This is a genomic window from Variovorax sp. 10N420 (genome assembly GCF_056394705.1).
Map to the genome: position 1 here is coordinate 268,820 of NZ_JBFTIJ010000002.1, position 12,797 is coordinate 281,616.

Below are 12,797 nucleotides of genomic sequence, written 5' to 3' on the forward strand. Positions count from 1 at the left end.
AATGCCGTGCTCAGTGGCTATCACGTCGACATCGCTGCGGGCGGTCGTCACCAGGCCCGAGAGGTGGCTGACTATTCTCGAAATGCCACCCTTGCCGACGGAAGGCAGCGCGAAGATCGAAACACCACCCTGCGACTGCGATGCCGCCCTGACGAAATCGACCTGCCCTGCGACCGCGCCGATGTGATCGCTGCCGATGGCTTCGGCCGCCGGCGTGCCCCTTGCGATCACATCGCCTCGGCGCAAAGTGATTGTTTTGCTGATGTGTCCGGTCAGCGGCCCGAACGAGAACACCATGTCCGCGGTCGTACCATCCTGCATCGTCTCCCCGTCCAACGTGGTGGTAAGCCGTAAATTGCCGGCGTCGACTGCCGATCCGAGGGACCGGCCGCCAATCGGCAGCTACTTCCTTGTGAGTCCAGTTGCTCGCTGTTCTTCACGACTTCCTGAGCTCTCGCATAACTCTCGATCAGCAGCTGGTACGGCGGGAACACGGCGCTGTAGGCTTCGGCCCACTGCCCCGCATCTTCGCGGCTCCAGGTCTTCTGGATCTCGGAGCACACGCCGGCGGTATCGATCGGCACCACGCCCGCCTGCACGACGCGCGCCAGCGTGATCTCCTGGGCCATCTTCGAATAGGTGCCTGAAGCGTCGATCACCGCAAACACCTTGTAGCCTTCATGCACCGCCGCGATGCTCGGGAAGGCCATGCATACGCTCGTGATGGTGCCGGCGATGATCAGTGTGCCGCGGCCGGTGGCCTTCACTGCAGCGACGAACTCGGGGTTGTCCCACGCATTGATCTCACCCTTGCGTGCCACGTACTCGGCATGCGGCGCGTACTTGTGGACTTCAGGGATCAAAGGCCCGTTCGGACCCTGCGGGACCGAGGCCGTCGTGATGACAGGAATCCTTGCCAGCGTCGCCACCTTGGCAAGTGTGGTGACATTGGCGCGCAGCTCCGTCATCGGCATGTCCCTGGTAGCAAGCCCGCGCCTTCTGGAGAAGACGGGCACTCCTCAGTTGCCCGCGGACTTGTCCAAGCTCCCCAGCATGGACATGGGCATGCCCCAGAGCCAGCACGTTTGGAGTCTCATCGGCCCCAATGGCGCGCATGTGGATGTTCACCACAACCCGCGGTTCGTCACGCGCAGCATGCTGGCGCTTCGTGCGGGCGCTGCGTCGGGAGTGGGCGTGGTCCAACTCCCGACGATGATGGTGCGCGAGGAGATCGAGCGCGGGGTGTTAGTGCACGTGATTCCCGGCTGGGCACCTCGGCGCGAACTCATTCACGCTGTATTCGGCTCTCGCCGTGGTCTCCTGCCGGCTGTCCGAGCGCTGATCGATGACCTCGCCGAACGCTTCGCGCGGCTGGAAGAGGACTGACGCGAGCGAGCTGGTTGCCCTGCGAGGCGTGGATGCGCGGCCGGACACAAGGTCCTTTCTCAGGGGCCGAAACCTCCGACGAAAGCCACGCCGCCACCGCCCCACGCGCCCCAATCTGCATTGTTCAGCTCATCGTACTGAGCCTCTCGCAGATCCTCTTTGTTCATTTGTTGGTGATAGCGCATTTCCTGGTAAACCGAGTATTGCGCCGAGTTGCCAACGAGTGCCATTCCATTCGTGGAATCGCGCATCACGTAGTAAATGACTCCCTTGTACTTGACGGGTGTGACAGTGTCTTTGGGTAGCTTGGCGTAAATGGCCGACTGTTCAGGAGTCGTCGGCGTAACGATCTTGAAGCCCGCAGCAATTGCGATCTTGTCGCGGTCCGGGTGGCTGGTTGCGCATCCGGCGGCGGCCAACGCAATCAGCGCCACGCCGCAGATTCTCTTGAAGATGACTTTGAATTTTTTCATGGTTTTTGCTTGAAGTTGGCGACAGGTGACCAGACAACGCAGCAGTCCGCTTTCTGTTTCGCGGATTGCTCTCGAAGCCTGCCAGCAATGTAACCCCTTGCCGCCGGAAAGCTGTCCTTCCACGGGTACATTGCATGTCCTTTGCCGAATCCGAGAACACCCGCATGCGCCGCGTCAAAACCCTGGTCCTGATCATCCTGCTCATCCTGATCGCCGCATGCACGACCTTGGCGCTCCAGCACTTCGATGAGCTCTACGGACCGGCCGACCCGAAGCGCTTCGACCATCCGCTTGCGCCAATGCCCGGAGAGTCCTATGCGCAGACGATCCAGCCGATCCTCGACCGCCGCTGCGTGGTCTGCCACGCCTGCTATGACGGACCCTGCCAGCTCAAGGCCACGGCCTGGGAAGGCTTGGCTCGAGGTGCCAGCAAGACGCCGGTGTACGACGCGTCGCGGCTGCTCGCGGCGAATCCCACGCGGCTTTTTGTCGACGCGCAGGAGCCTTCGCAATGGCGGGATAGGGGCTTCTTTCCGGTGCTCAACGAGCATGCGCCGACGCCCGAGGCCAATCGCACGGCCGGGCTGATGCACCGGCTTCTGGTGCTGAAGGAGAAGCATCCGCTGCCCACCAGCGGGATCGTGGGCGCAGGGCTCGATTTTTCAATCGGGCGCGAAGCGATGTGCCCGGCCGGTGCCGAGATCGACGCCTATGAACGCAAGATGCCGCTCGGCGGCATGCCCTTCGGCCTTCCGGGCCTGAGTCCGGCCGAGCAGAACCAGCTCAAGAGCTGGATCGAACGCGGCGCGCCTTACGAAGGCCCGCCGCCGCTGGCGCCGCTCGCGCAAGACCGCATCGCGGCTTGGGAGCGCTTCTTCAATGGCGATTCGCGCAAGGAGCGGCTCTTCAGCCGCTATGCGTACGAGCACCTGTTCCTCGCTCATCTCTATTTCGATGACGATCCGCAGCGCCAGTTTTTCAAGATGGTGCGTTCGGCAACCGCGCCCGGCCAGCCAGTGCAATTGATCGCCAGCCGCCGGCCGGTCGACGATCCAGGAGTCGAGCGCTTTTACTACCGCCTGGTCCCGGAGCGCGAATCCATCGTTGCCAAGACTCATATGCCCTACGCGCTGAGTCCCGCCCGAATGCAGCGCTGGCGTTCGCTGTTTCTTGATGCGCCCTACACGGTCGATCGCCTGCCCGGCTACAGCGCCGATACGGCCGCGAATCCATTCGCAACCTTCGCCGCGCTACCCGTGGAGGCGCGCTACCGCTTCATGCTCGACGAGGCCGAGTTCACGATCATGGGCTTCATCAAAGGCCCTGTGTGCCGCGGCCAGATGGCACTCGACGTCATAGAGGACCGTTTCTGGGTCACCTTTTTTGCGCCGGGTGGGCGCAATGATCAGGTGCAGGCAGACCTGCTCGCAAAGGACAGCAACCTGCTGCGCCTGCCAACCGGCAGCAGCAACGAGCAAGTGGTCACGCCTTGGATTCACTACGCGCGCCTGGAGAACGAATACCTGCGTGCCAAGTCAGCGTTCCTGGCCCGCAACATCGGTGGCCCCCAGCAGCAGAAGCTCGACCTGCAACTGTTGTGGGACGGTGATGGTCGCAATGACAATGCCGCACTCACCGTGTTCCGCCACTTCGACAGCGCCAGTGTCGTCAAGGGCATGGTCGGTGACGCGCCCAAGACTGCCTGGGTCATCGGCTATCCGCTGCTGGAGCGCATCCATTACCTGCTGGTTGCCAATTACGACGTGTTCGGCAACGTCGGGCATCAACTCAACTCGCGCCTCTACATGGACTTCCTGCGCATGGAAGGCGAGTTCAATTTCATCGTGCTGCTGCCGAAGGCACAGCGCATTGCGACACGCGACTATTGGTATCGATCCGACAGCCGTGCCGCACGCGATCAGGTCTACGGCGGCCCATCGACCACGCTGTCTGTCGACAGCGGCATTCACTACCAAACTGCAGATGCCCGACTCGAACTGATGGAGATAATGAAGAAGGGGCTAGCGCCGGTGCTGCCCCGGGAGTTCGAGCTGAGCCGCGCGGCGCCGCCTTTGCAGGGGCCGTTGCGCGAACTCGAGGCGGTGCGCGGCGCGTCATTGCAATGGCTTCCGGAGGAAGCCGCATTGGTGGTCGAGGCGCCCGGTGCCGCGCCAGCGACCTTCAGTCTTCTGCGCAACACCGCGCATGCGAGCGTGTCGCACCTGCTGGGTGAGCGCCGCGAATTGCGGCCGGACGAGGACACCCTGACGCTGGTGCCCGGTGTGATCGGCGCCTATCCGAATGCCTTCTACAGGGTTGACTCATCGCAGCTGCCGGCGATGGCCGACGCGATCCGGAAGCTGAAGTCTGAAAAAGATTACGCAGCCTTTTCGGAACGCTTTGCAGTGCGTCGCACCGACCCGGCCTTCTGGGCCGTGAGCGACGGGCTTGTCGAGCGGTACCGACGGGACCAGCCTGTTCAGGCCGGCATCCTGGACCTCAACCGCTTCGAGGACAGGTGACAGTCCTTCACTCAGCGACGTGCTTACGGAGAAAAGCCAACTGGGCGCGGACGTTCTCGTCCAGGTAGCGTCCGTAGTAGGGCTGAAAATGATCCGATGCATGCAGAGCGAACTCTGCGTTCGGCATGCGTTCGGCTGCCTTGCGAGCGACAGCCGCCGGGATGATGCTGTCGTTCGATCCGGCAATGACGAGCGTCGGCACCCGTACCTTGTGCGCGCTGCGAATGGGGTTGTAGTAAGGAATCTTCAACAGCACTCTTGCGAGTACCTTGTTTTCCCACGTCACGTTGGCGATGTCCTTGAGCTTCTTCATCCCGCTCCATGCCTCGGGGCCTGTCAGTACGGCGAACTCGCCAGGCCGGCCGACGACGGGCAGGTAGTGCGGTCTGCCGAACAAGCTGCCAATGACATCGCGTATGCCAGCGGCAGTCAGCCGCAGAATGACCTTCGGGCTCAGCGAGCCAATCACACCCAGTCCACTCATCAGCGGATGCCCTGCAATGACCGCGGATACGCGATGACCGCGCGCCGCCATGCAGACTACGTGGCCGCCGGAGAGTGAAGTGCCCCACAGCACTATGCGCTGCCCATCCACCTCGTTCCTTGTCTTGACGAACCGAATGGCGGCATCCCAGTCCTGCAGGTGGCGGTCCGGATCGACCCAGTGCCGCGGTTGCCCTTCGCTGTCGCCGAAGTTGCGGTAGTCGAAGAGGAACACGGCATACCCGGCTTCGACGAAGCGCTCCGCGTGCGGACGCAGCATCGCCCGCACGCCGGCAAAGCCGTGTGCCATCACGATGACGGGAGGGCGATCTCCATGGCTCGGCAGCAGCAGGGTGGCCGCGCAGCGCAAGCCGCGGCTCATGAATGAAGAGTCGATGACTTCCACGGGATCTCTCAGGCGCCAACGGGAACAGGCGCGGCGCGCAAAGGTCCGCCGCGAAGCGATTCGACACCGAACTCCAGTGCGGAATCCTCCACCGGATCCTTGAGCAGCATCACACGGTCTTTTTCAGGGCTGTGCAGCACGCGCCATGGCAATCCGCGGCCTTGTCGCGGCAATATCGCTGCCCCGCGCTGCGCATAGCCTGACTGGAGCGCACCCGCGATCGTTTCGTCCTGCGCCTGGCCCTGCGGCGCGCGTGCCGTGACGACGTCGAGACCTTTGCTGTCCATGTGCTTGAGCAGCCGACAGACGTACCCTCCCGCCATGTCGACCTTCAAGGTCCAGGATGCATTGACGTAGCCGAAGACCCACGCCAGGTTGGGAATGTCCTGCAGCAAGACTCCCTTGTAGGTCATCAGTTCATTCACGGAACGAGTCTGCCCGTCGACCCGCAATTCCATGCCGCCAAAGCACTGCAGTTTCAAACCGGTCGCGGTCACGATGATGTCAGCTTCCAGTTCCTTGCCGGACTTCAGTCGGATGCCGTTCTCCGTGAAGCTGTCGATCTGGTCGGTCTCGATGGAGGCCTTGCCTGCCCGGATCGCCTTGAAGAGGTCGGCATCAGGCACTGCGCACAGGCGCTGATCCCACGGCTTGTAGTTGGGCGAGAAATGGCGCATGTCGAAGTCCTTGCCCAAGTGCTTCCTCACACCTGACAGCAGCAGCTTTCTCATCCGTTCGGGCCACCGCTTGGACGCCTTGTAGATCAGTCTCTGCAGGAACAGGTTGCGGGCACGTGCCATGCCGAAGACCCAACGGTCAGGCAGCACGCGCTGCAACACTTCCGAAATCCTGTCGTAGCCCGGCACGGAGAACACGTAGCTGGGCGAACGCTGCAACATGGTGATATGGGCCGTCTCCTGCGCCATGGTCGGAACCAGGGTCACGGCGGTCGCACCACTGCCGATCACGACAACTCGCTTGTTGCGGTAGTCCAGGCCTTCGGGCCAATGCTGGGGATGCACGCACTGGCCCTTGAAACGCTCTACACCTGGAAAGCTCGGGAGATAGCCCGCGTCGTAGTCGTAGTAGCCCGTGCAGCTGATCAGGAAGCTGCAAGTGAAGGTGCGGGTCTCACCGCTCTCCTCGTCGACTGCGCTGATGGTCCAGCACCTGTGCTCGCTCGACCATGACGCCTGCGTGGTGCGAACGCCGAAACGAACATTTTTTTCGACTCCGAACGCGCGCGCCGTATCGGCAACGTACCGTCGGATCGATGGCCCGTCCGCCAGGACCTTGAGTTCATGCCATGGACGAAATGCATAGCCGAAGGTGAACATGTCCGAATCCGAACGGATGCCTGGATAGCGAAACAGGTCCCAGGTACCGCCTATCGCTTTGCGGCGTTCGAGAAGGCCCACGCGCTTGTCCGGGCATTCCTTCTGCAAATGGCAAGCCATGCCGATGCCGGAAAGTCCGGCCCCGATGATCAGGATGTCGTAGTTTGTCTCCATGTGCTGTCGCCTCTGGTTATGTAGTGGCCGCGAGTATTGCTGTGCGTCGTCAGCTCTTCTTGACATTGGGAGACTAATCTTTGACAGTTTGAGACATGACAGCAATGGTCCGAGCGAGTGGATTGCAAGGCTATGCGGCGCTCATGCAGAGCATGGGCCGCAACCCGGCAGTGCTTCTGAAGCGACATCGAATGTCCTTGGCGTTGTTGGCAGACGAAGACGCAATGGTGTCGCTTCGCTCCGGCGTACAGCTTCTGGAAGCCAGCGCTTTCGAGACCGCCTGCCCCGACTTCGGTTTGCGGATGGCGCAGCTCCAGAATGTCAGCGCGCTCGGTCCGCTCGCGATCGTTTTGCAGAACGCACCCACTGTCAGGAGCGCGTGGGACTATGTGTCCAGCCATCTGTTCGTCCAGAGCCCCGGTCTCGGAATGAGCGTCCACGAGGATAGTTCGGTGGTCCAAGACGCAGCGGAAATTGCAGTCGAGATCCGGCTGCCTCGATTGCCTGCGCAACGACAGACGATTGATCTGTGCCTGGGCGACTGTCATCGCATTACCCGCTTGCTTGCAGGCAAGAATTACCACTTGCACGCGGTCACCCTGCCTCATGAGCCGCTTGCGCCACTCTCCGTCTACAGGCGATTCTTCGGGGCACCCGTGTTCACTGAGCAGCCGAGAGCCGCCCTGCACCTAAGCCGCGAAACCCTCGACGCAGACTTGCGCGACGCGAATCCTGCGTTGAGACAAATCACCGAAGACTATCTCGACAGGCACTTCCGCAACCCAGGCGAAAGTGTTTCGGCTCGAGTCCGCCTTGCCTTGCGGCGCACGCTAGGAACGCCGCGGGCCGACAAAACACACGTCGCCGAACTACTCGGCGTCCATCCCCGTACCTTGCAACGCCACCTTGCTGCCGAACGCACGACCTTTGAAGCGATTCGAGAAGACACCCGCAAGGAGGTTGCGCATCACTTTCTGCGTGAGACCCGTATTCCTCTTGGCCAACTCGCCCACCTGCTCGGCTTCTCTGAGCAGTCGGCCATGACACGATCTTGTCGCCGCTGGTTCGGCGCCCCACCTTCAGTGATACGCGGGCAAGAATCCAGTCTCGAGTCTGACTGAGGTCTGCCTCTGGGCGGCCCGCATGCTGGCAATGCCAGCGCTACTTGCGGACAACCGCCGCGCCGTTGGGGCCCACGCAGCCCGCGCGGTAAACGCCATTGGCGCACGCGACGTTGGGGGGCGGAGGCTTCCTGACCGCGACTGCGCCGTTGGGACCGGCGCAGGCCGCCCGATACACGCCTCTGACGCAAGCGCCCGCAGAGGCGTCCAGCGGCAGCAGCACCATCATTCCGAACGCTGTGGCCGCAGCCAGCGAGTACCTGAGTTTCATGCGTTGTTCCTGTAGTCGAACGGCTGGCCCGCCATCAAAATTCCAGCGGTCTCTCCCGGGCAGAGGGTACTGACAAATGCCGCGAGACGCACCTTCCCCAAAGGGAAGTAGACGGCGAGCGCGGGCGCGCCCAAAGTACTTGCGGATCAAAGAATGGACATTCGGCCTGGTCCGTTCCCATCCGCTCTGGAGATATATGAACCTGAACCTCAAAACAACCACTCGTCAGCTCGGCATTGCCTTGCTGGCCGTCTCGACGCTGATCGGGCCCGTGGGCGTTGCAATGGCCCAAGAGGCACCCGCGACAGCCACGGCACCTGCGAAGACATTCAAGGACGAACGCGCCCTCGGATTGCTCAAGGCCATGAGCGACACGCTCACGGCGGCGAAGACGCTCGACTTCAAGATTCGAGGCATCGTTCCGACGCCCTCTCCGACGGGGCAGTACGTCAGCCTGTTCGCTTCGTCGCGCGTCGTGATGCAGCGGCCCGACAAACTCTTCGTGACCTCGCGTGGAGACCTGTTTCCAAGCGACGTCGTCTATGACGGCAAGACGGTGACAGTCATCGGCGCGGATCACAAGTTCTACGCGCAGCGCGAGGCAGCGGGCGGTGCCATCGAATCGCTCATGAAGAACGAGCTGCCAGGGTCGGATGCGACAACTCCGTTTCTGGATCTTCTCGTGCCGGATCCCTTCGCACTGTTGACGCGGGATCTTTCCAGCGCATTCTGGGTCGGCCAGTCGACCGTCGGCGGCGTCAAGACCGACCATCTCGCATTCACTGCCGAGGGGCTGGACTGGGAAGTCTGGATCGGTGCCAAGGACAAGCTGCCGCGCCTGATGGTCATCTCCTATCGCACTGGCGAGCGCCAGCCGACGTTCACCGTAGAGTTCTCCGACTGGAGGCTCGGTGCGCCGGTTGCGTCGCAGACCTTCAACGCGCCGATCCCCAAGGGCGCGCTGAAGCTCGAGTTCAAGCAAATGGACGCCCTCAAGTGATCCTGCAAAAAGGCAATGTGATGAAGCATCTCAAGACACTCGTGTTCAGCGTCGCAATCGTGTCCGGTACGCTCGCGCCCTTGTCTGCCGCGAACGCATGGGTCGCCGCTGCCGGCGGCTGGCGCGGCGGGGCGGTCGCGGTCGGTGGCGTCCACCGGCCCTACTACCACCCCTACTATCGTCCCGCGGGCTGCTACGGGTGTGGTGCTGCAGCGGGTGCGGTCGCAGGAATGGCGGTCGGCGCGGCAGTCGCTACTGCGGCGCGACCTACCACTGTGGTGGTCCAACAGGCCCCGGCGGTGGTAGTCCAGCAGCCCGCCTACGTGGTCCACCCGAGCTTGCCGATCGGCACCCAGATCGCCAACGTACCGGGCGGGGCGAGGGAGATGGTCGTGAACGGCACCCGGTATTACCAGGCAGGGCCAACCTGGTACAAGCCCTACTTTGGTTCGAGCGGCGTCTACTACGAAGTCGTGCCGGCGCCATAGGGCGCGCGAGATTGCAGCGCGGGCTTGGCGGCCGGGGCGGCCAGTCCCCGTTTGATCTTCGATGCATGAGGTTTATCGCACTGACCTTGGTGCTTGGTGCTGCGGTCTTCGCCTCTTGCGTAGCGGCACAACCGGCAGACCTCGTGCTGACCGAGGCCAAGCTTCAACAGCGCGTGAACGGTGTGCTCGCGTTGATGAGCTATTCCGTTGTGCCCGACCTCGTTTCGAGTTCGCTATCGATCTCCAGTCCCAATACTGGAAATCCGACGATTGCCATGTCTCAGCTCGCTGGTGGATTCACCGTCAGCCAATCCTTTCCGCTCTACCTCGAAGGAGGACTTGCGGCGAGCCGCTACGACCCGACGTTCTACGCGACTAACGGCAGTCAGGAGCGACCGGTCCCTGTGAAATGGAACAACGGCGCGTTGACCGGCGGAATAGGATGGGACTTCCCCTTGATTCCAGAACTCAAGTTCAGACCTATCGTCAACGTCGCGCTCGGACGCGTCGCAAGCGATTTGTCAATTGCCAGAGCCCTTCTCGGCCCGAATGGGGGGCCCGAGATCGATTTTCTTGACAGAGGGCATCTCACGGCCTACGGCTTTGGCGGCTCACTGATGCTGGACTACGAGCGATATCGGCCGGAGGATGAGATCGACGTCGAGCTGCGCTACACCAACATCCGGCTGCAAAGTCGCAGCAGCAGTTCACTGGCCGTACAGGGCCACGCCGACGCCATCACCGCCAGTCTTTGGAGCCGCTACCGGGCTCCGACCGGATTCACGGCAATGGAGCGCCCATTGCGCTATGTACTGGAGTACGCATACACACGCTATCTCGGCGACCAGGCAGGGGTGTTGGGGTTCTCTTCGCTGAATTCGGTCGGAATCGGCCTCGAGCTTGATTCGAGTGCGCGCGACCTCTTCATTACCCGCACGCGACTCGTTCTGCGTCACATGTTCGGTCACGCGGTGTCGGGGTTCTCGGTCGGACTGGCAGTCAGCTTTTAACGTTCCGCCGGCAAACTCCGCATCTCAGTCGGCCACGCGCCGGATCGCCTCGAGCACATCGGCTCCCGCCTCGCTTTTGAGAAAGTAGGCCGCACAGCCGATGTCCCGTGCCGCAGCCCGGGTCTCAGGGTCGTCGTGCGCAGTAATGAAAATGAATGGCGGGTGCCCGCCCTGCGCGACCATGTACTGAGCCAATTCAATGCCCGATAGGCCCCCGAGCTGGATGTCCAGCAACAGACAGTGGAACCGGGGTTTCTTCGCGTCCGCGAGGAACTCTTCTGCCGAGCCGTAGGTAACCGGCTGCATGCCGGACGCGCGCAGCAGCCTGCCAAGCGATCGGCAAAGGCTGTCGTCATCATCGACGACGGCAACGTAAAAAGGAGTGATGGTGCTCATCGGGAGTCACCTTCTACTTTGGGCGCCTCCGAAGTCGCCGTCTACTGCCCCTTAGGGAAGGTCGGAGTGGGCAGCTACCTACCACCGAGACTGCTATACCTCAAGGCAAGGGTGCGTCGACCCTGCCCTTTGGTGCAGTTGCCAACTCACTGATGCCGCTGGCATCATGCCGCCGAACGCTGCAACACTGCAGTGACGACGCAGTGACGACACTGCACGCAAAGGGCAAACATGAAAGCGAAACGGAAGATATGGCTCACGGTGCTTGCCGGGGCGATCAGCCTGACGGTTGGCTGCGCGAGCAAACTCGATCCAGTCAGCCAGGCGGCCAAGGCCGATGCTGCGAAGGGAGCGGCAGTGCCCAGCATTGCCGAGACCAAGGCGATCGCCGAAGAGGCCTTCGTCTATGGTCTTCCGATCGTGATGAACTATGCGGTGATGTACGAATTCGCCGTGGATTCGAAGTCGAGCCAATTCAAGGCGCCGTTCAACAAGATCAATAATCAACACCATGTCGCCACCTATGAGGACACGGCGATCGTCACCCCCAACAGCGATACGCCCTATTCCTTTGTCTGGCTTGATCTGCGCGCCGAGCCGATAGTGGTCTCCGTGCCTGCAGTGGATAAGCGGCGTTACTACTCCGTGCAGCTCATCGACGGCAACACCTACAACTACGGCTACATCGGCACTCGCGCCACGGGCAGCGCACCGGGCGACTACCTGGTGGTTGGCCCGGACTGGAAAGGCGAGACTCCGGCGGGAATCAAGAAGGTCTTCACCTCGACCACCCCGTTTTCACTCGCACTGTTTCGGACACAGCTGTTTAACCCGAAGGACATCTCGAATGTCGAGAAGGTGCAGGCAGGCTACAAGGCGCAGCCGCTTTCCGCATTTCTCAACCGACCCGCGCCGCCTGCCGCCCCGGCCCTCAACTTCCTGCCGGCGACCACGGCCGGGATCAAGCAGAACTACTTCGAGTATCTCGACGCGGCGCTTCAGTTCGTGCCCGTGACACCCGAAGACAAGGAGCTGCGCGCCAGGCTTGCCCGCATCGGCATCGGCCCAGGCAAGACCTTCGAGTTCAAGGATCTATCGCTTGAACACAAGGGTGCCGTTCTGCTGGCCATGAAGGAAGGGGACGAGAAGATCGACAAGTACGTGGCCACTGGCGTGAAGAACATCAACGGTTGGAACGTCGGCTCGTTCTTTGGCGATCGCGCCTACTACAAGGGCGACTGGCTCAAGCGCGCTGCAGGCGCCAAGTCCGGCGTGTACGGCAACGACGACGTCGAAGCGATGTATCCCATCACTCGCGTGACAGCGACGGGCGAGACGATCGACACCAGCAAACGCAACTACACCATCACCTTCCCTGCCGGGCAGTTGCCGCCCGTGAACTCGTTCTGGTCGGTGACGATGTACGACGGCAAGAGCCAGCTGCTGATCAAGAACCCCATCAACCGCTACCTCATCAATTCGCCGATGGTCTCGGCGATGAAGAAGAACGCCGACGGCTCGCTGACGCTCCACATCCAGAAGGACTCACCGGGCAAGGCGCTCGAAGCCAACTGGCTGCCGGCGCCGAATGACACCGTCTACCTGGTAATGCGTCTGTACTGGCCCAAGGAGTCGCCGCCTTCGATCCTGCCAGCAGGAGCAGGCACCTGGAAGCCGCCCGCAGTCGTGGCGTCGAAATAGGCCTCTGCTGGCGAGCTTCAGTTCGTCGC

At 62.0% G+C, this 12,797-nt stretch carries 11 protein-coding genes and 3 pseudogenes; 7 read left to right on the forward strand and 7 right to left on the reverse strand.

Going from position 1 to position 12,797, the window contains the following annotated elements; genetic code table 11:
• Positions 1 to 18: 18 nt before the first annotated feature.
• Together AC1DEK_RS05760 and AC1DEK_RS05765 are read right to left on the reverse strand one after the other, a co-directional pair.
• Positions 19 to 321, reverse strand: a pseudogene (locus tag AC1DEK_RS05760) (acetyl-CoA hydrolase/transferase C-terminal domain-containing protein); the annotation flags it as partial.
• 89 nt (positions 322 to 410) lie between these two features.
• Positions 411 to 977 (reverse strand): annotated as a pseudogene (locus AC1DEK_RS05765) (isochorismatase family protein); the annotation flags it as partial.
• Between AC1DEK_RS05765 and AC1DEK_RS05770 the strand changes: the two are divergent.
• Positions 970 to 1,386, forward strand: a pseudogene (locus AC1DEK_RS05770) (LysR substrate-binding domain-containing protein); the annotation flags it as partial. The pseudogenes AC1DEK_RS05765 and AC1DEK_RS05770 sit on opposite strands and share 8 nt — an antisense overlap.
• 59 nt (positions 1,387 to 1,445) lie before the next feature.
• On the opposite strand, the gene AC1DEK_RS05775 reads toward AC1DEK_RS05770, so the two are convergent.
• Entirely contained in the window at positions 1,446 to 1,982 is a 537-nt protein-coding gene (locus tag AC1DEK_RS05775; RefSeq protein ID WP_478124257.1) for a hypothetical protein, read from the reverse strand.
• An 11-nt stretch (positions 1,983 to 1,993) separates the two neighbouring features.
• Between AC1DEK_RS05775 and AC1DEK_RS05780 the strand changes: the two genes are divergently transcribed.
• Positions 1,994 to 4,381 carry a fatty acid cis/trans isomerase gene (locus tag AC1DEK_RS05780; RefSeq protein WP_478124258.1) on the forward strand — a complete coding sequence of 796 codons (2,388 nt, stop codon included), beginning with the start codon at positions 1,994 to 1,996 and terminating at the stop codon, positions 4,379 to 4,381.
• Between the two features lie 7 nt (positions 4,382 to 4,388).
• Here the strand turns inward: AC1DEK_RS05780 and AC1DEK_RS05785 are convergent, their stop codons facing one another.
• On the reverse strand, positions 4,389 to 5,270 hold the full coding sequence (locus AC1DEK_RS05785) for an alpha/beta hydrolase (protein ID WP_478124259.1): 882 nt from the start codon (positions 5,268 to 5,270) through the stop codon (positions 4,389 to 4,391).
• Positions 5,271 to 5,278: 8 nt separating this feature from the next.
• Positions 5,279 to 6,781, reverse strand: a complete 1,503-nt coding sequence (locus AC1DEK_RS05790) for a flavin-containing monooxygenase (RefSeq protein ID WP_478124260.1) — start codon at positions 6,779 to 6,781, stop codon at positions 5,279 to 5,281.
• Between the two features lie 95 nt (positions 6,782 to 6,876).
• Between AC1DEK_RS05790 and AC1DEK_RS05795 the strand changes: the two genes are divergently transcribed.
• Positions 6,877 to 7,902, forward strand: coding sequence for an AraC family transcriptional regulator (locus AC1DEK_RS05795; RefSeq protein ID WP_478124261.1), 1,026 nt, complete (start codon positions 6,877 to 6,879; stop codon positions 7,900 to 7,902).
• 40 nt (positions 7,903 to 7,942) lie between these two features.
• Here the strand turns inward: AC1DEK_RS05795 and AC1DEK_RS05800 are convergent, their stop codons facing one another.
• Positions 7,943 to 8,173: a hypothetical protein gene (locus tag AC1DEK_RS05800; protein ID WP_478124262.1), complete on the reverse strand. Its 231-nt coding sequence runs from the start codon at positions 8,171 to 8,173 to the stop codon at positions 7,943 to 7,945.
• Positions 8,174 to 8,369: 196 nt separating this feature from the next.
• Between AC1DEK_RS05800 and AC1DEK_RS05805 the strand changes: the two genes are divergently transcribed.
• The 3 genes from AC1DEK_RS05805 to AC1DEK_RS05815 all read left to right on the forward strand — a co-directional run bounded on the left by AC1DEK_RS05805 (position 8,370) and on the right by AC1DEK_RS05815 (position 10,671).
• Complete coding sequence (locus tag AC1DEK_RS05805) at positions 8,370 to 9,173, forward strand: DUF2092 domain-containing protein (protein WP_478124263.1); 804 nt, start codon at positions 8,370 to 8,372, stop codon at positions 9,171 to 9,173.
• Positions 9,170 to 9,661 (forward strand): hypothetical protein, encoded by a 492-nt coding sequence (locus AC1DEK_RS05810; RefSeq protein ID WP_478124264.1) that lies wholly within the window; start codon positions 9,170 to 9,172, stop codon positions 9,659 to 9,661. The genes AC1DEK_RS05805 and AC1DEK_RS05810 overlap by 4 nt, the downstream gene beginning before the upstream one ends.
• 65 nt (positions 9,662 to 9,726) lie before the next feature.
• A complete protein-coding gene (locus tag AC1DEK_RS05815; protein ID WP_478124698.1) occupies positions 9,727 to 10,671 on the forward strand; it encodes a hypothetical protein in 945 nt (314 codons plus the stop codon).
• A gap of 24 nt (positions 10,672 to 10,695) precedes the next feature.
• On the opposite strand, the gene AC1DEK_RS05820 is transcribed toward AC1DEK_RS05815, so the two are convergent.
• A complete protein-coding gene (locus tag AC1DEK_RS05820) occupies positions 10,696 to 11,067 on the reverse strand; it encodes a response regulator transcription factor (RefSeq protein ID WP_478124265.1) in 372 nt (123 codons plus the stop codon).
• Between the two features lie 231 nt (positions 11,068 to 11,298).
• On the opposite strand from AC1DEK_RS05820, the gene AC1DEK_RS05825 reads away from it, so the two are divergent.
• Positions 11,299 to 12,768: a DUF1254 domain-containing protein gene (locus AC1DEK_RS05825; protein WP_478124266.1), complete on the forward strand. Its 1,470-nt coding sequence runs from the start codon at positions 11,299 to 11,301 to the stop codon at positions 12,766 to 12,768.
• The last annotated feature ends 29 nt before the right edge of the window (positions 12,769 to 12,797 follow it).